This window comes from Citrobacter werkmanii, assembly GCF_008693645.1.
GTDB classification, from domain to species: Bacteria; Pseudomonadota; Gammaproteobacteria; order Enterobacterales; family Enterobacteriaceae; genus Citrobacter; species Citrobacter werkmanii.
In genome coordinates this window covers 4,293,925-4,311,841 of record NZ_CP044101.1, presented here as the reverse complement: position 1 = coordinate 4,311,841, position 17,917 = coordinate 4,293,925, and the positions used below count along the sequence as shown (strand labels likewise).

Here is a 17,917-nt window from a genome sequence, read left to right as displayed (position 1 = left end):
TCCCTGTGAGTGAAACCAAAACCTCAAATTCTGGTGAGTTTGGCAGTGCAACTGCGCCAGAACAAAAGAAAAATTGGATCGAAATACAGCTTATTGATGAACAAAGAAAACCCGTAGCGAATATGCCTTATATGGCAGATAACGATCCCACGCATAGAGGTGAAAAACCAGCTTCTTATCATGGGGTAAGTGATGCGAATGGTATTATTCGTATTGAAGAAATTCCCCGTTGCACACTGATCCTAAAGATTCAAGCCCAGCCATTGGCTGATGAAATGGAACAGCGCCCGCTAAACACTGAACAAAGAATGAGCTCCGAAACTAGAAAAATGAATGGATTCGGAATTGATGAAGAGACGGGATGTATTATCTATCACGTTGTTATCGGTAATCTTTGCGACAAAGCACCCGCCATGCCCTGGTGGGATGAACAGTATAAACAACATAACAAATATGTATGGGAAAAGGAGGGGGATTCAAATGAATATCAAGATGAGCAAGAAAGACAATACCAGGAGTTACATAAGTTAGCTCAGTATCCAGAATATCATTTTCCCGACCCTGAGTTTTCTGGGCTGAAAATTGCGGCACTTCATTTTAATGCCAGAGTATTAGTGGAAATTTGTCCGTTTAGATCGTGGAACTTATTGCTGCATAATACCAAAAATTATTCAATAGTGAATGCTTATAATCAGGGATTGATGGCTAATTTGACCTATTCAAATAGCGAAGATTTCTTCAAATTCTTTAATGGCTTCATGGATCTATCATCGATTCCTAATCTTGGAAATGGTCGTCAATTGTTTTATCCCGTCGTTATTGATGTACCTTTTAGCAAGAGTTACAAAGGTGCTGTATTTCTCGATACCGCAGAATTGCTAAAAGATACCCCTCAGAGCGAGGGGGAGGTTTTTTTTACAGAAGATAATAAATGTATGGAGTTTGCCGATACGCAAATATTTTATATCTATGGTGATGATGATGTGATCGTGGGCTGGCGTGGTTCACAGGAATTTCAGGACTGGTTAAGTGATTTTACGTTCAGACCCATAGTGACCAGTACCCGGATAGATGATAGCAAAGTGCCTCAACAACTGCTGCCAGAGGGGTTTGTCCATAAAGGCTTTTGGGATGCGTTCAGTATTGCGAAATATGTTTTTGATGACGAGTTTAAGTATTTACTTTTGAGCCTGAAGAATAAATGGGGTAGTTACAAATCATTATATATCTGCGGTCACAGCTTAGGTGGTGCACTATCTCTGATTTATGCCACAGAGCTAAAAGCGTGGAATCCAATCCTTTATACCTATGGAATGCCCAGAACGTTTACCGTCAGTGCCATAAAGAATATGGCGGAGATAGTGCATTACCGGCATGTCAATGACGCCGATATGGTCACCTTTGTTCCGCCGGAAGCGAAGCTGGATAACGATTTGTATGACTATTTTGGTACTTTTTTTGGCTTTATTACGTCATTAACGCAGTGGGCTTATTCAAAGGTTGTGGCTGACAGCGAGTGTTTTTTACATCATGGCAATGTGGTAGTTTTCTTCAGAGCGGAACAGCACTATACCTGTATGGGGCCTACTTTAGATAGCGATGGAGGGGTCTACAGAAAGACACAATATGTTAAAGCACTGTATGACAGCAGCAAGTTCTATCTTGTTCCGGCATTAGACTCAGGAGCATATTCTCAGGCCGAGAAACTCCAGTCTCAATACACCAGGCTGTTTCCTCCGAACGCTAACCCGGACCAGGATTCATTTATTAACCCGATGCATCACCTGATGGGGGATAAATATATCCCATTCTTAAATAATCAGTTGCTAGAATTATGCGATCCAGGCAGAGAAATGCAGAGAAAAAGAAAGAGAGAAAGGTTTATTAACCGTATTGAACCTTACAAAGGTCCGGTAACGGTCTGTGAGAATGAAAGACAGAGGAATTTACTTTTTAGTAAAATGCAAGAAGAAATGTCAGGCACATTATTAATATCAGAATCTGTGGAGGGCGGGAAAAATGCGCTATTGCGATTTAAAACATTCGCTAATGAGGATGAAGAACTCTAAGCTTCTCTTGTCTCCTTTACTATTCTTGGTTCTTTCCGGATGTGACGGCAGTTTCTTTTCATCTGATGTCAGAAAGGTCACTATAGCAATGGATACGCCGGACCTTCTTGAGAAACCGTGGTTCTCCGTAACCTACCGTTCACATAAATGCCAGCGTACCCGGCGTGATGGTGATTTTAAAAAACACTACGAAGATGATTCCAGTGTCACTACCTATGAACCGGAGCGGGAAAAGAACAGTAATATTTATAGCGTCACGGTGCCGGTGGAAAAGGGCTGGTACTGTGACTGGAAACTGAGTAATGTTGAATTTAAACTAAAGTATAAAAAGGGGAGCGAAATTCTTGAGGGTATTGATAAAACAATTTCTAAAAGAATCACGTTTGTGTTTGATGAGCATTACCCGCGAGCAACGAATGGTCTAACAGAATTCCAGCCCAGAAAGACTCAGGTTATTGATGAGGTTTTTTATCCTTTTAAAACAGAAAATCATCTGGTTGGGAATTATATTGATTTATCTTTCACAGGACGTGTTTATTTTTATTCTTATCGATTCAATAATAATGTTGAACGCGTTCTATTTAGACCAGTCATTCATCCTGATAGGATGGTCATATTAATAGAACCCTTTACATTGAAGCATGACCAAGAGGTTAAGTTGGTTTATCCAGATGGTTATGTTGAATATGGTAACGCATTTCCCAGTTTCGACCGGCTTCAGAAAATAAGTAATGAACGTCAACAATCAGGTGACTGACACCACGCTCGGTCGGGGACGATTATTACTAATAATCCTTGATTAATTATATCGAGCCATCGGGATATATAATGTAGCTATTCCGGCTAGCCCCGGATGATGGAAACAAAATATGTTTTTTATCAGAAATCAACACAGCTATACAAAGACGGGATATGACACACTCTTGTTTATTCCCCTACTCTGTCTACTGCTGTCCGGATGTGACGGCAGTTTCTTTTCATCTGATGTCAGAAAGGTCACTATAGCAATGGATACGCCGGACCTTCTTGAGAAACCGTGGTTCTCCGTAACCTACCGTTCACATAAATGCCAGCGCACCCGGCGTGATGGTGATTTTAAAAAACACTACGAAGATGATTCCAGTGTCACTACCTATGAACCGGAGCGGGAAAAGAACAGTAATATTTATAGCGTCACGGTGCCGGTGGAAAAGGGCTGGTACTGTGACTGGAAACTGAGTAATGTTGAATTTAAACTAAAGTATAAAAAAAAGAATAATTTTTATGATGGAAAACAGGATGCGGCCTTTAAAAGAATAATATTCCGGTTTGATGATCATCAACCTGGTGCAACGAATGGATTATCTGACAGTAGGTATGGTAGAAGGGAAGTAATTAATGAAGATATTTACCCATTTAAGATCGAACATCATATCATTGGGGATTTTAATGAATTAAGGTTTACTGGTCGAAGTTTTTTTATACGTATCAATTTGAGCGTGATGTTGAATATATTATTTTTAAACCTATTATACATTTTAATGAAGTTGTTACCTGGATAGATCCTTTAACCTGGGGGCATGGTGAACAGGTAAAACTGGTTTATCCGGATGGTTCAGTCGAGCTTGGAGAAACTGAACCTGATTTCGAACGATTGCAGAAAATCAGGCGCGAGCGCCAACAAAGCAGTGATTAATGCAATGTTCAACAATGATAAATTTTATCAAAAAAACGTAATCACTATCTTATCTGGTGAAATAAATATAAACATTCTAATTCATATCAGAGTGTCAGAGGTATATATCATTTATGAGTTATCCACATGGTTATATAAGAATAAGACACAATAAACGTCTGCTTCTCACCATCTTTTATCTGCTGCTGTCCGGATGTGACGGCAGTTTCTTTTCATCTGATGTCAGAAAAGTCACCATAGCAATGGATACGCCGGACCTTCTTGAGAAACCGTGGTTCTCCGTGACCTATCGCTCACATAAATGCCAGCGCACCAGGCGTGATGGTAATTTTAAAAAACACTACGAAGATGATTCCAGTGTCACTACCTATGAGCCGGAGCGGGAAAAGAACAGTAATATTTATAGCGTCACGGTGCCGGTGGAAAAGGGCTGGTACTGTGACTGGAAACTGAGTAATGTTGAATTTAAGCTGAAGTATAAAAAAGGCAGTAAAATTCTTGAGGGAATTGATAAGACAATTTTTAAAAGAATCACGTTTGTGTTTGATGAACATTATCCCCGCGCTGCAAATGGACGATCTCAACCCCTGCCAGGGATAAATAAAGTAATTAATGAGGAGTTTTACCCTCGAAAAAAGGAAAACCATTTAGCCGGAAATCTGGTAACGCTTTCATTTACAGGACGGAAAAATTTCTACGCATACAGGCTTGATAGCGATATTGAACGTGTCATTTTCAGGCCGGTTATACATTTTAATGAAGTGGTTACCTGGATAGATCCTTTAACCTGGGGGCATGGTGAACAGGTAAAACTGGTTTATCCGGATGGTTCAGTCGAGCTTGGAGAAACTGAACCTGATTTCGAACGGCTGCAGAAAATCAGTAGTGAACGCAAGGCATCTGCAAACTAACACTCAGTAGATATAGATTTGCCAAAAGTGTAACAATTAATTTAATCAAGGATTATGCCAAACATTGCTAGCTCTTCAATGTTTATAGTGGTTCCCAATACAATCATTATATTAAATGATTAGTGAGACTATTTAATAGATATTTTATTAGGAGGTTCATTATGTCAAAAGGTTTTGTTTTGCTTGGTGATAAAACGACTCATGGTGGAAGTGTAATATCTGCATCTTCAACCATGTTTGTTCAAGGGAAAACAGTGGCACTTCTGGGTGATATGGTCAGTTGCCCGATACCCTTCCATGGTGTTAATCCTATTATTGAAGGTTCGCCAGAATGGTTTTCTGATGGTAAGCCGATAGTTGTCGATGGATGCCACAGTTTGTGTGGATGTCAGGTTATTTCAAGTGCGCCGGAAGCATCAATAGGATGAAACCATGGGCTGGGAACGCCATAGAATTATCACGCCCGTAGCTCCTGAACCTCTTTCTCTCTGGCGATGGATACTGGTCGGTATATTATCAGTAATAGTAAGCATCTTACTTTTTGTATTGCATGCAACAGAGCATCTGTTTTTTATTAATGATGTCAACATCTGGCTGGTTTCACTTTTTCCAGTGTTTCTGTGGTTAATAATTGCCAGTATTAGAGGGTATTTATATGGGCGGGCGCTTGAATATTATGAGTTTTTGCAAAAAGAAATATTGATTTCTCAGCGTGAATGGCAGTCTTGGGGACAGCGCTCTATTGTCGTGATGAATAGCTGCGTATTGTTACCAGAGAAAATTACCGTTGCAATTATTGCTGGTAATTCAAAGAATATCGCAAACCAATATGATTTGGTTAATCGTATCAATTACTTACCTCAGGTCAAAAATCAATGCTATGCCGCGGCTGTTTTGCTTAACAGTATAGCTGAATCTCTGAGCATATTACCGACTGGCATTCCGTTGCATGTAACCCTCGTCACGGATGGTTCAACTGAAGAAATTTGCTTACTACAATCCAACTTTCATCGCATCTGGCAGACAAGTTTACCTGCCAAGCCGCAGCCTTCCTCTGTACGGATTGTCATTGAGTTTCCGTGCCACCAACTGGATACGAACCTGAAAGATGCTGAAGTCAGAAGCGATCTTTTTCTGATTTTGCAATTTAATGGGCACGATAAATATTCTGATGGAATGGCTGTTTTTCTTTTAGCCAGTGATGATGTTGCGCGCAATTACGGTTTGGAAGGAAAATGTCGCTTATTGCGTCCAATGCCTCTGGATAAATCGTGTTTGTTGCAAGATTTAACCACTTTTTTTACTACACAGGTCAGTGCGAAAAAAACCAGGGCCATTGTGTCTGATTACCAGTCAATTGCTTCGTTGAGTACGCAACTCTATCCAATTGCTCATGAGAATGGTGTTCATTGGCAGGTTGAAAACACCATTGTTCTTGAACGATTCATGGGGATCCCCGGTCCATTTTCCGGTTGGCTATGTGCTGGTGTGACCGCTGACATGTCAAAGCATCACTCAGCACCATATTTGATCGTTTCTGTTCAGGAACAACAGCCATATATCTGTACCGTTTTACCCTGGAGTGATAATGAATACGACAAGCCATCTATGGAGTAGGGGAAGTCAGGCTGTGTTGTTTTTGGTAATCCTAGCGGGATTATCATGGCTGGCGAATCGCTTTGGTGAGTATCTGGGCGCAGATTCACCTACGAAGAAATTTCTCTTAGTTGTAGCCACGGCAATTTTAATTATTTTGATTCGCCTGTATCCGCATATCAGCCTTTATGCAAGGGAGCATCTGTTTCGCGTAAGCGAGGAAAATGTCGGCGTTTTTCCTGAAAATGAATCCCGAATAGAGGAAATACCCTCCAGGAATATACGGACAGGAGAAATTCGTGATGCACTAAAAGGGAATTACGGCCGCCGCTGGCGCGCCAAAACGCGTATTCTGCTGGTGATGGGGGATGCCTCTCAGGTTGAGCTGCTGGTGCCAAAACTCACCTCTCTGCGCTGGGTTGAAGGGGATGGCGTGGTGTTAATCTGGGGAGGTGGGCTCACTGAAACGCCAGATGTCACGCTGTTTGATGCGATACGCAAGCTGCATCGGCGCCCGCTGGATGGGATTGTATGGGTAACCCCCACCTTTCAGCACCAGCAGGCATTGGTTCAATCAACACCTGTTGTCTCTTTAAGCGCAGAACAAGCAGATAATGCCGTCCGCCATCTTCAGGCTGTTTTTACCACGCTTCGCTGGCGAGTGCCGTTGTACCTTTGGTCGCTGCATGGCACACGGGATGACGTAACCCTACACTCTGCGACGTGTTTGTTTCCTGCAGGATGCACCACGGCTTTATGTCGTTCGCAGTTGACCTCGCTCGCAATACAGATGGCGGAGCAGGGCACGCAGCAGGTTACGCGCAATATCCGCGATAACGTCTTACTGAAAATGGCTAATTTGCTGATGCCTGGCGCAGAAGCCATCAGCGAATCGTTGTCCACTTTTTTTAGCCCGCATCGGCCATTGCCGCTGGCGGCGGTCATCTTGAGCCAGTATGCGGAAAGTACCTCATCGGGCGTTGCGCATGCCTGGAGGCGTGATGATCGCTGGCGTGCGCTGCTTGATTCACTCCCTGCGTTACCAGCTGAACTTAAGGCACAGCGTACAGGCCGTTCAGGGATGGGGGTGTTGGCAGTCTGTACAGCCGGTTTGATACTGCTATGGGGGGCGGGAATGGTGGTGTCTTTCCTGGCGAATCGCAATCTGATCGGCGAAAGTCTGGATCAGGCGAGACTGGCAGGCGGCCCGGATAAACCGCTCGCCGAGCGTCTTACGGCGCTTTCCGCTCTTCAGCAAACGCCAGGCATGCTTCGCTGGCGTCAGCAGAATGGGGTGCCGTGGTACTACCGCTTCGGTTTAAGTCAAAATGATGCTCTGCTGGATGCGCTATGGCCGCGTTATACGCGTATCGCTATTCCGCTCCTGCGTGATGAAGCCGCTCAACATCTTACTCAGGAATTAACGGCTTTAACCCGACTGGCTCCAGACAGCCCGCAGTTTACTGCCCAGGCAAAGATCGCCTACAACCAACTGAAAATGTATCTGATGCTCTCCCGACCTGAACAGATGGAGGCGTCATTTTTTAGTCAGGCGTTGATGCAAGACTGGCCGGAGCGAGCGGGTATTTCGCGTGCATCATGGCAGGGCGTTGGGCCTGGCCTCTGGCAATTCTGGGGAGAACACCTTCAGGCGCATCCTGAATGGAAAATAGCAGCCGATAAAAATCTTATTAGCCAGGTGCGAACGCTGTTAATTCGTCAGATGGGGATCCGCAATGGCGAAGCTGCCCTGTATCAGAAAATCATTGAACAGGTAACTCCGCATTACACCGATCTTCGTCTGGAAGACATGACCGGCGATACCCGGGCAGAGCACGTATTTTATACCCGCAGTTCGGTTGCTGGCGTGTATACCCGCAAAGCCTGGGAAGAGGAGGTTTTGCCCGCCATAGAGAAAATCGTAAACAACCGCCGGGAAGAAATGGATCAGGTGCTGGGGGATGATACGCATTCTGCAAGCGATCCTCTTTCTCCCCAGGCATTAAAGACGCGTCTTAGCGAGCGTTACTTCACGGATTTTGCCGACAACTGGCTCGATTTTCTCAACAGTATTCGCTGGAAGCGCACCCAGACGCTAAGCGATGCTATCGATCAACTCACGTTGATTGCCGATATCCGTCAGTCTCCTCTGATTGCGTTAATGAATACGCTCGTCGTTCAGGGACGTACAGGGTTAACCGGTGAAGCGCTGTCGGACTCATTGGTGAAGTCGGCAAAGGAGCTATTTAACACTAAAGAAAATCAAACCATTGACCAGCATGCGCGGGAAGAAGGCCCTATGGCGAGTACCTTCTCGCCAATCCTGGCCTTGATGGATGAACAATCTGCCGGGCAGGATATCAGCCACCTGAGTCTGCAAACCTACCTGACCCGGGTAACGCAGGTCAGGCTGAAACTCCAGCAGATTACTAACGCTGCCGATCCGCAGGGAATGAGTCAGGCCCTGGCGCAAACGGTGTTTCAGGGCAAAACCATCGATCTCACCACCACGCGTGACTATGGCAATCTGGTGGCGGCCAGTCTGGGGCAAGCATGGAGTGGATTTGGTCAAACTATGTTTGTTCAGCCGCTGGAGCAGTCATGGCAGCAGGTATTGCAACCGACCGCGGCGGGCCTGAATGCGCAATGGAAGGCGCTGATTGTGAATGACTGGAACAGTGCATTCGGCGGACGATATCCGTTTCGCGATGTTGGCAGCGAGGCTTCTCTGCCGCTGCTGGCGCAATATCTGCGAAGCGATAATGGTCGGATCCCGCATTTTCTCGAAAGCCATTTAAGTGGTGTGCTGCATAAACAGGGACGTCACTGGGTTGCCGACACGGTGAATGCTCAGGGACTGGTGTTTAATCCGGCGTTCCTCGAGGCGATGGACCAGCTCAGTCAAATTGCGGATGTCGCATTTATTCGTGGAGAAGCCGGGATGCGTTTTGAACTGCGTCCTGGAACGGCGCGGGATGTCATGCAGACCGACCTCGTACTGGATGGGCAGAAACTCACCTACGTTAATCAGATGCCAGCGTGGAAAAACGTTGTCTGGCCTGCCGATACGCAAGCGTCAGGGGCAACCCTAAGCTGGGTGAGCACCAATACGGGAACCCGAATCTACTCAGATAACCCCGGTACCTGGGGGTGGATACGACTGCTTGAGAAAGCGGAGATAACCGATAACGCTGGCGTAAACAGCGGTTTTAACCTGCGCTGGACAGCGCAGGATGGATTGCCGCTGAACTACACCCTGCGAACGGAAGCAGGTGAAGGCCCGCTCGTATTACTCAAACTCCGCGACTTTGAACTACCAGAAGCAATTTTTGTTGTTAGCAGCAAGATTTCCTCAGAGGAAGAAGAATGAACGCTCTGAAACGTCTACTGGATGCCAGCACGGCTTCGCCAGATGAACAACAGCAACTCATGGAACAGGCGCAAACGCAGACTGCGCTATGGCAAAACTGGCTATTGCCCATTTCGGCAGTCAACCCTGGTGGTGAAGATCCTGGCTATGACGATGATTTTCAGCGTATGCGAGAGGAGGTGAATAAACTGTCTGGCGCGCAAACGGAGCTCATCATTGAGCTTGCGGAAAAAATTCTGACCCATACCAGTAAAGATGTCCGTGTTGTCACCTACTACACATGGGCGCGTTTGCATCAGGATGGTGAGTCCGGTCTGGCGGATGGTCTGATTTTGCTGGCTGGCCTGATGCAGCAATATGGCGATTCTCTCCATCCCTTAAGAGCCAACAGCCATAAGGCCGCCCTTGAATGGCTGGCAGGCGGGCGGATGCTGGATAGTCTGGCGCGTTTTCCCGAGGTTTCACGACCTGACACGCAACGGATCGCCGGTGCGCTGATGCTGCTGGAGCAGCAGTTTAGTCAGCGAGAAGAGAGTATTCGTCCAGGGCTTGGGGCGTTGTATAGCGCGCTGGAAAATCGGCTGGCGCAGTCTGGCGGCGCTCAGGCATTGGTACCGCAAAATATCAGCGCTCAACCCAGCCGGCACAGCGCAGAACCCCCCGTCCTCAAAAGTATTGCTTCTGGCCGTGAGCTGCTGGAACAGGCACGGGTGTTGGCAAAATACTTAAGCGATCAGCCGGAAGGCTGGCTGGCGGCGCATCATTTGATGAAAAGCGTGCGCCTCGATACGGTCAGCCAGCTTCCTCCGCCAGATGGCGCCGGACGTACACGCCTGGTACCGCCCAAGAGTGATTACCGCGCGCAGCTCAAACGTCTGTATTTGCAGCAAAACTGGACTGAACTGATTGAGTTAACTGACAGCTTATTTGTCGAGGGAGTGAATCATTTCTGGCTGGACGTGCAGTGGTACCTTCATCAGGCGCTAACCAGGGCGGGGTCGCCATGGGATAAAAATGCCACGATTATCATCAGCGATCTGAAAATGCTGCTACATCGGATGCCGGGTCTGGAAACACTGGCTTTTAACGATGGAACTCCCTTTGCTGACGATGTCACCCGCGAGTGGATAGCCCGTGACGTGCTGCAGGAAAGCGACTGGCGGACGGAAAAAGTCGCTGCGACTACCGCTGGGGTGGATGACGATATTCTGCTCCTTGAAAGCGAGGCGCTGGCGCTGGCGGATAGCGAAGGCATTGAAGCAGCGCTTGCCTGGCTTCAGACTCGCCCCGGCATTATTTCACCTCGACAGCGTTGGTTACGCCAGTTGTTGATGGCCCGTCTGACCGAACAATGTGGGCGCAACGATCTCGCGCTGCATTTGCTTGGCGAATTGAATACGACAGCACACGCTCTCACCCTCAAACAATGGGAGCCTGAACTGCTGTTTGAAATCAAAGCGCGACGGCTGAAACTTCTGCGTTTAAAAGCCAACCGCAGTGAAAGTGACAAAGCGCGTCTGGCGCCAGAGATGGACTCTCTGTTGTCCGGTTTGGTCGCCATTGATCCCGCCAGAGCCGCCGTCTTGTGTGGCTAAAACTAAAAAAGCGAACTGTAAAATGGAAGATTTAACTCTGCGTTATTATGCCGCGGAAATGCGTTATTTAAGGGAAGCGGCAAAAGAGTTTGCGCAGGCGCATCCGGATCGTGCAGCGATGCTGGATCTGGATAAAGTCGGCATTCCCGATCCGTATGTGGAGCGATTATTTGAAGGTTTTGCATTTTCGATGGGACGCTTGCGCGCCAAAATCGATGATCATCTCCCTGAATTTACCGAAGGCTTAATGAGCCTGCTGTGGCCACATTATTTACGTACCATTCCCTCCTTAAGTATTGTCGAGCTTTTACCTGATATTGATGTACTGAAAATGAGCGAACGGATCAATGCGGGGTTTGGTGTATTGTCCCAGCCAGTTGGCCCTAAAAAAACGGTATGTCAGTATCGTACTACTCAGCCCGTCACGCTCAATCCACTGTCTGTCACGGTGGTGAATATTGATGCCGAACCTGACGGACGCTCGGCCATCCGTATGCGAATAAAGTGCAATCCACAGATGGACTGGTCGCAAACCGATCTGACGCGCCTCAGTCTTTATCTGAGCGGCGACGCACCGGTGACCCACGCGCTGCACCTTGCTTTGACAAAGCGTCTGGCCTCTCTTTATTTGAGACTCCCCAATAGCGTAGAACGTATTCGACTGGAGGGGTATTTTTCCCCGGGCGGATTTGCCAGTGAAGACAGTTTATGGGCAAAAGGCGATACGGCGTTTGGCGGTTGGCAATTATTGCTTGAGTATTTTACGTTCCGCGAAAAATTTATGTTTGTCCATCTAAACGGCCTGGAAAAGGTAACGTTTCCTGCCGGTATAGCGTGTTTTGAAATAGAAGCTGTACTGACTCAACAGTGGAGTTCTGAGCTTCCTCTGGGGAGTGAAAACATCCGTCTTCATTGCGTTCCGGTTATTAATCTCTTCACTCTGGAAGCCGATCCGCTGGTGGTTAATGGGCTTGAAAGCGAATATTTGCTGCGTCCGCGCAGATTGCAGGATGGTCACACGGAAATTTATTCGGTAGATGCGGTTTCAGGTTCGCAGCGAACGCGTAATGCTGGCTATGTCCCCTTTACCAGCTTTCGCCACAAGGGAGGCATGATGCGCCGTAATGCGCCTGAACGTTACTACCATACTCGCGTCAGACGCGGCGTATCCGGATTGTATGATACCTGGCTGATACTCGGAGGAGATGCCTGGGAGCGGGATCGTCTGGCTGAGTATGAAACCGTGTCTTTGAAAGTGACCGGCACAAACGGTCAGCTACCCAGACGAGCGTTGCAGAGTTCATTGCTTAATCGTTGTGAGCAGATCCTCCAGACGCCGCTTGCCGTGCGTAATCTATGTAAACCGACTCTCCCCGCTTACCCTCCCGCTGAGGATCGTTTTCACTGGCGAGTGTTGAGTCACCTGGGATCCAGCTTTCTGAATATGATGGCCAGCGCTGAAGTGCTCAAAGGAACGTTGTCTCTCTATAACTGGCAGGATGATGAGCTTAATTATCGTCGTCTGGATGCGATCATGGATGTTCAACAACATGAAATACAGCGCTTTGAAAAAGGATTTCTACTACGAGGGGTGGACATCGAAATAACGCTTGATGAGAACGGATTTACCGGTGAGGGCGATATTCATCTGTTTGGAGAAATGCTTAACCGCTTTTTTGCATTGTATGCGGATATTCATTTGTTTAATCAGCTTACTTTAATCATACAGCCGGCAGGGAAAAGCTTGCGATGGAAAGAGAATCACAATCAGCGGCTACCCGGCTGCTAAATAGCCTTGGTGAAAACCTGCCCCGTACCAATTTTTATCGTTTCTGCCAGTTGCTGGAACAGTGGGGTCCACAAGCACCCTGTCCCGGAAGCCAACAAAGCCCGCGCTTCGATGCCGTTCGTTTTCGCCCTCATCCGGGAATGGGCTTCCCGGCGGGGGAGCTAAAAAGTGCAGTATATGATCCGCAACAACCCACACTGCCGCCAACGGTTCGGGTCACTTTTATGGGGTTGTATGGTGTGGAATCGCCGCTGCCGACAACCTATCAGGATGATATCGCCCAGCGTCAGGAAGGCTCAGACGTTGCCGCTGAGTTTCTGGATATTTTTAATCACCGCTTAATTACGCAGTTTTATCGAGTCTGGCGTAAATATAGCTATCCAGCGACCTTTCGCCCGGGCGGTACAGATGAAACATCGCAATATTTACTGGGGCTAACCGGGTTGGGGATTCCGGGATGTGGTAAACAAACCGAGACCCCGTTATCGCGTTTTTTGGCGCTGTTAGGAATAATGAGAATGCCAACTCGCACGGCGGAAGGAATATCCGCGCTGGTTTCTTTATTATCACCAACAACAAATATCACCGTGACCCCTCATGATAAACGCTTAATCCTGCTGGATAAGGCGTTAAAAATGAGTACACGGCAACCCGTTAGCCTTCATTCTCGTCCGGTGATGGGGCATAGCGCCGTAGATATTAACAGCCAGGTGCTAATTACTCTGACAACGGATGCTCCCGATGAGGTTCGTGACTGGTTACCCGGTGGTCAGCTTTACCATGATTTTCTCGCGCTGATGCACGTTTATTTAGGTGCCAGAGTGAATGCGAGGCTGCAATTACGGATTCCTCGCTCGGCGCTTCCGGATGCTCAACTTACCAGTAATAAAAGCGAACGCGCAGTACTGCTCGGCCGAACGGCTGTAATGCGTCTGGATAATCCGGAAACGAAGAATCAACTCATAACGATTACACTTGGGCTTTGGCAGAGCCTTAGTCAACACGATCAGCGGATGGAAGCCGATGAGACTGGCGATTATCGCTATTAATTTTGCCGTAATAACCGCAATGACCAGTCTGGTAACCGGATGTGGTCTGACACAAAAAGTATCTGAAGGCGCAGTGTCATTAACGAAGTCAATTTTTTATAAGGAAATTAAAACATTGCATTTGGATCTTTCCGCCAGAGAAGCCGCTAATAAAAATGCGCAGGGTATCGCGCTTTCAACTGTCGTCCGTATTTACCAACTCAGAGATCGTAAAGCATTTGATTCGGCAAACTATCAGTCTTTATTTGCGCAAGACAGCACGGCGGTGAAAGCAGATTTATTGGCTCAGAAAGATATTCGGGTACGTCCTGGTGAAAGCGTAACAGTCGATATTCCACTCGAAAAGGAAGCGCAATATGTTGGCGTGGCGGGAATGTTCATTTCTCCCGATCAGTCTGAGGATTCATGGCGTGTTGTGTTAGAGCGTGAAGATCTCGATCCTGATAAGGCGCGAGTGATTGAATTAAATTCTCAGGCTCTGATTCTCCTGACGCAGGAGGACGAGTAATGACTAAACGGCCTTCTCTTTATGACATCTTGCTGGGTAATTTTTCCGGTGGTTTTCCTTTGCACGCAGTTAGTGAAAACACGCAGGTCATTTTGTCCGTCCTCGATAATATGCAGCGGATTTTGAATACTCGTGCCGGTAGCCTCAAACATTTGCCCGACTACGGTCTGCCGGATATGACCAAAATCCTCCAGGGGATGCCAGGAACGGCGCATCAGCTTATCAGCATACTTTCTCAGGTTTTATTGAAATATGAACCGCGACTAAAAGGTATTCAGGTAACGATGCAGGAGCAGGAAGCGCCGGGGCATTTGCGTTATGCAATCGATGCTGAACTGCAGGACCTGGGCATTGTTCGCTATGGCACTGACTTTACCCCTGAGGGACGGGTGCTTATTCGTCATCTTAAGAAGCAGGGCTGGCTTGAGACGAGAGTGTACTGACATGGAAAAGAATCGCATCATCACCGGTGGCGACCCGCGTGCTTTTACGGAGTTCGGGCAGTTACGCGATGAAATCAGCAAACTGACTCACCCCGCGCGCCCGGATGTTGACTGGCACAAGGTTGAACAGTTAAGCCTGACATTGTTTCGTCATAACGGCGTCGAACTGCAAACCCTGGCCTGGTATACCGTCGGCAGAATACGTAATGCGGGCCTGGTAGGGCTTGCCGAAGGCGCGGAACTTATGGAAGCCTTATTGACGCATCACTGGAGTGCTATATGGCCGCAGCAGACGCATGCCCGCGTTGAGGTTCTTGCATGGCTGTCTGCCCGTTTACAGCAAGAATTGCGTACGCTGACGCTGTCATATGCTGATTTATCAATGGTGTATCGGGTTGAACAGAGTTTAAAACATGCCTGCGAAGTGCTGCAGCGACTTGAGTTGAAAGCGCTGAGTAAACTGGAGGCAGTGGTTACCTGGATGCACAATGCTGCTTTGCGTCTGGAGAAGGCTGAAGCGGATTCGGGAGCGGGCGCTGTGATGATACCGGCTTCAGGTGCGACCATTAACGTTGAGACGTCAGTGCCACAGTTGGTCTTTGTGGTTAATGAACCTGTGCCATCAGAGCAATCGAGCGCAACGGTTTTTGCTACTCAAACCGCACATGGAACCCGACGGATGTGGTTGGGGTTTGCTATCGGTGTCATGGTGACTGCGGTCGTAAGTACAGGCGCTTTTCTTGGTATCACTCATATGCGCGCCGACGGATATGAACTGGTGAAGCCATTGCCGCAGATGCTGACGCCAGAGCAATTGTCCACGTTGAGGCAATCTTCAGATTTGAAGGAACAGAAGCAGGAAATAATTGCCGCAACGCAAGGGCAATTGGACGTTTTACATGACCTGTCACCTTTGTGGTCGAGAGAATATGCCGCATCATTAGCGCAGCAGTTAGTCACCCTGTGGCCGGAGGAATCGCAGACAACGACATTCGTTAGTGGGTTACAGAAAGCGTTAACCACGGAAGCATTGCCGGAAAGCGCTCTGCAAAACTGGCATGATGCCCAGCAGGGTCTGGACGCGTTAACCGCTCGGCTAAATATGCTTGATGAACGCAAAGGTAAATATCTGACGGGGTCGGAGCTGAAATCAGCCATTTTCACTATCCGCCGCCAGCTTGACCAAACGCCGCCGACAGAAGAGTTATTGCGTCAAATAGATGACGAATTAAAAAAGCAGGGGAGTGTATCACCCGCTTTGTATCAGCAGCTCGATATGCGGATTAATCAGCTTCTTAATCGCTATATGCTATTGAAAGAAAGCGCTACGGGAAGGGATTAGATTCTATTCCCCAAAAAGCAAAAAACCGCCGTTTGGGCGGGTTCTTTAAATAGTGGTGCCGGACTCGGACTAACGCCGTAGGCGTTGAACAGCGTGCTTGTCGCGCTGGCCCCGAAGGGGTGAGCCGCTGGCGGCGAATAATCGAACGGAGTTCGATGGAGAGTCCGCTTCTCCAAAAGCAAAAACCCGCCTTTTGGGCGGGTTCTTTAAATAGTGGTGCCCGGACTCGGAATCGAACCAAGGACACGGGGATTTTCAATCCCCTGCTCTACCGACTGAGCTATCCGGGCAACGAGGCGCATTAAACCCGATTCGCTTCGCTTCGTCAACGAAATTTCTTCAAATCAATGCAGACTGCACAATCTATCACCACATTGCTGCTATTGCACGCATTCTCAGGCAAAAAATGCCGTCCACGCGGCGGAAAGCGGCATTGCCAGCAGCAGGGCCGGGAGCATATTTACAACGGCAAACATTTTGATGCCGCAAATACGTAAACCGGTTGCCAGCAGCAATAGTCCGCCTACAGCGCTGAAATCAGCCATCATTGCAGGCGTGGTCAGGGGTAAAATCAGCGCCGCGCAGGCGGCCAGCGTCAACTGGATTGCCAGCATCGGCACACAAATGGCAGAGACCGCGATCCCCAGCGAACAGGCAAAAATGATGGCCGTGAAGAAATCAAGAAACGATTTCGCGATTAATATATTTGGATCGCCGGTCATGCCTTCATGTATCGCCCCGAAGATCCCGGTTCCGCTGGCGCAAAACAGCACGATGATGGCCACGTAACTTTGGATAAATGATTCATGCGTTGCGTTGGCGTCCGAACGGGTGAAAAGCTGCTGTGCTTTGGCTACGGCGGCGTTAATCCCTTTCTCCAGATGACAGAATTCGCCAATTAACGCGCCAACCAGCGTTGCCAGAACCATTACCGGCAGGTTGGCGCATTTGATAACCAGCAAGATACCAATTCCCAAAGAGCACAGGCCGAATATGGAGGTCATCGAGACCCGAATGCGCTCCGGTAAATGCTGGCTAAGTAGTGCGCCGAAAACGCCGCCAAATAAAATGGCGCCGCCATTAATAAAGGGTCCGATTACCACGTTTGCTCCTGCATACCCATTATCGTCTTGATCCTGAAGGCAATTGACTGGGTGAAATTATGTTTCAGATTGCATTATTATGCCGCTAATTTCAGACAAAATGTTTGTTTATCTGTGAGGTTTTAGCGCCGGATTTTATCTTGCGCCTGTCAGTGAAAGGTGCCATGATTGCGCGAATTTTCTCCTGTCTGAATGGGGCTGCCTGGGATGAAATTATTCCCCCTACATCGCCTTCCATATCGCCTTTTTGCGCGACGCTTGCCCCTTCCTGCAACATATCTTCACGCTTCCACCATGCGGTGAGGTAAGCGCACGCTCACTGCAGGATAACAGTAAGATCAGAGGCTATCTGCTTTTACTGATGTCTGGCGGTCGGGGCTGGTAACCAGTTTGACCTGTCATTTCGTGGGCAAAGCAGTGCGGCTTTGCCGGGACTTTTGATTTTCCCGAAACGGGTTATTGCGCTT

The 17,917-nt window shown here is 47.8% G+C and carries 14 protein-coding genes and 1 tRNA gene; 13 read left to right on the top strand and 2 right to left on the bottom strand.

Annotation, left to right across the window (positions count from 1 at the left end; all coding sequences use genetic code 11):
• The first annotated feature begins 5 nt into the window (after positions 1-5).
• The 13 genes from FOB24_RS21205 to FOB24_RS21145 all read left to right on the top strand — a co-directional run bounded on the left by FOB24_RS21205 (position 6) and on the right by FOB24_RS21145 (position 16,347).
• The gene (locus FOB24_RS21205) at positions 6-2,069 is read left to right on the top strand and encodes a lipase family protein (protein ID WP_087856806.1); all 2,064 of its coding nucleotides are present in this window, start codon (positions 6-8) and stop codon (positions 2,067-2,069) included.
• 88 nt (positions 2,070-2,157) lie between these two features.
• Entirely contained in the window at positions 2,158-2,826 is a 669-nt protein-coding gene (locus tag FOB24_RS21200) for a hypothetical protein (RefSeq protein WP_087856805.1), read from the top strand.
• Positions 2,827-2,938: 112 nt separating this feature from the next.
• The gene (locus FOB24_RS21195; RefSeq protein WP_150345422.1) at positions 2,939-3,610 is read left to right on the top strand and encodes a hypothetical protein; all 672 of its coding nucleotides are present in this window, start codon (positions 2,939-2,941) and stop codon (positions 3,608-3,610) included.
• Between the two features lie 247 nt (positions 3,611-3,857).
• The gene (locus FOB24_RS21190) at positions 3,858-4,655 is read left to right on the top strand and encodes a hypothetical protein (protein ID WP_137351588.1); all 798 of its coding nucleotides are present in this window, start codon (positions 3,858-3,860) and stop codon (positions 4,653-4,655) included.
• A gap of 161 nt (positions 4,656-4,816) precedes the next feature.
• The gene (locus FOB24_RS21185; RefSeq protein WP_150345421.1) at positions 4,817-5,083 is read left to right on the top strand and encodes a PAAR domain-containing protein; all 267 of its coding nucleotides are present in this window, start codon (positions 4,817-4,819) and stop codon (positions 5,081-5,083) included.
• Between the two features lie 4 nt (positions 5,084-5,087).
• A complete protein-coding gene (locus tag FOB24_RS21180) occupies positions 5,088-6,272 on the top strand; it encodes a hypothetical protein (protein ID WP_150345420.1) in 1,185 nt (394 codons plus the stop codon).
• The gene (locus tag FOB24_RS21175; protein WP_190971847.1) at positions 6,244-9,621 is read left to right on the top strand and encodes an ImcF-related family protein; all 3,378 of its coding nucleotides are present in this window, start codon (positions 6,244-6,246) and stop codon (positions 9,619-9,621) included. The genes FOB24_RS21180 and FOB24_RS21175 overlap by 29 nt, the downstream gene beginning before the upstream one ends.
• On the top strand, positions 9,618-11,216 hold the full coding sequence (tssA, locus tag FOB24_RS21170; protein ID WP_150345419.1) for a type VI secretion system protein TssA: 1,599 nt from the start codon (positions 9,618-9,620) through the stop codon (positions 11,214-11,216). Before FOB24_RS21175 ends, tssA begins: the two co-directional genes overlap by 4 nt.
• A gap of 22 nt (positions 11,217-11,238) precedes the next feature.
• Positions 11,239-13,005 (top strand): type VI secretion system baseplate subunit TssF, encoded by a 1,767-nt coding sequence (gene tssF, locus FOB24_RS21165; protein WP_150345418.1) that lies wholly within the window; start codon positions 11,239-11,241, stop codon positions 13,003-13,005.
• Positions 12,966-14,054 (top strand): type VI secretion system baseplate subunit TssG, encoded by a 1,089-nt coding sequence (tssG, locus tag FOB24_RS21160; protein WP_150345417.1) that lies wholly within the window; start codon positions 12,966-12,968, stop codon positions 14,052-14,054. The genes tssF and tssG overlap by 40 nt, the downstream gene beginning before the upstream one ends.
• Positions 14,029-14,562, top strand: coding sequence for a type VI secretion system lipoprotein TssJ (tssJ, locus tag FOB24_RS21155; protein ID WP_121529532.1), 534 nt, complete (start codon positions 14,029-14,031; stop codon positions 14,560-14,562). Before tssG ends, tssJ begins: the two co-directional genes overlap by 26 nt.
• The gene (gene tssE, locus FOB24_RS21150) at positions 14,562-15,005 is read left to right on the top strand and encodes a type VI secretion system baseplate subunit TssE (RefSeq protein ID WP_085048745.1); all 444 of its coding nucleotides are present in this window, start codon (positions 14,562-14,564) and stop codon (positions 15,003-15,005) included. Before tssJ ends, tssE begins: the two co-directional genes overlap by 1 nt.
• Position 15,006: 1 nt before the next feature.
• Positions 15,007-16,347 (top strand): VasL domain-containing protein, encoded by a 1,341-nt coding sequence (locus FOB24_RS21145; RefSeq protein ID WP_150345416.1) that lies wholly within the window; start codon positions 15,007-15,009, stop codon positions 16,345-16,347.
• Between the two features lie 214 nt (positions 16,348-16,561).
• Here the strand turns inward: FOB24_RS21145 and FOB24_RS21135 are convergent.
• Both FOB24_RS21135 and FOB24_RS21130 read right to left on the bottom strand, forming a co-directional pair.
• A tRNA-Phe gene (locus FOB24_RS21135) sits at positions 16,562-16,637 on the bottom strand.
• 105 nt (positions 16,638-16,742) lie between these two features.
• Complete coding sequence (locus FOB24_RS21130; protein WP_038633642.1) at positions 16,743-17,450, bottom strand: DUF554 domain-containing protein; 708 nt, start codon at positions 17,448-17,450, stop codon at positions 16,743-16,745.
• Positions 17,451-17,917: the final 467 nt, after the last annotated feature.

Excerpts from the sequence above, each read along its gene's own strand:
- FOB24_RS21180 (WP_150345420.1), top strand. The coding sequence starts at position 5,088 with ATGGGCTGGGAACGCCATAGAATTATCACGCCCGTAGCTCCTGAACCT.
- tssE (WP_085048745.1), top strand. The coding sequence starts at position 14,562 with ATGACTAAACGGCCTTCTCTTTATGACATCTTGCTGGGTAATTTTTCC.
- FOB24_RS21190 (WP_137351588.1), top strand. The coding sequence starts at position 3,858 with ATGAGTTATCCACATGGTTATATAAGAATAAGACACAATAAACGTCTG.
- tssF (WP_150345418.1), top strand. The coding sequence starts at position 11,239 with ATGGAAGATTTAACTCTGCGTTATTATGCCGCGGAAATGCGTTATTTA.
- FOB24_RS21195 (WP_150345422.1), top strand. The coding sequence starts at position 2,939 with ATGTTTTTTATCAGAAATCAACACAGCTATACAAAGACGGGATATGAC.
- FOB24_RS21175 (WP_190971847.1), top strand. The coding sequence starts at position 6,244 with ATGAATACGACAAGCCATCTATGGAGTAGGGGAAGTCAGGCTGTGTTG.
- tssG (WP_150345417.1), top strand. The coding sequence starts at position 12,966 with ATGGAAAGAGAATCACAATCAGCGGCTACCCGGCTGCTAAATAGCCTT.
- tssJ (WP_121529532.1), top strand. The coding sequence starts at position 14,029 with ATGAGACTGGCGATTATCGCTATTAATTTTGCCGTAATAACCGCAATG.
- FOB24_RS21185 (WP_150345421.1), top strand. The coding sequence starts at position 4,817 with ATGTCAAAAGGTTTTGTTTTGCTTGGTGATAAAACGACTCATGGTGGA.
- FOB24_RS21145 (WP_150345416.1), top strand. The coding sequence starts at position 15,007 with ATGGAAAAGAATCGCATCATCACCGGTGGCGACCCGCGTGCTTTTACG.
- FOB24_RS21200 (WP_087856805.1), top strand. The coding sequence starts at position 2,158 with ATGGATACGCCGGACCTTCTTGAGAAACCGTGGTTCTCCGTAACCTAC.
- tssA (WP_150345419.1), top strand. The coding sequence starts at position 9,618 with ATGAACGCTCTGAAACGTCTACTGGATGCCAGCACGGCTTCGCCAGAT.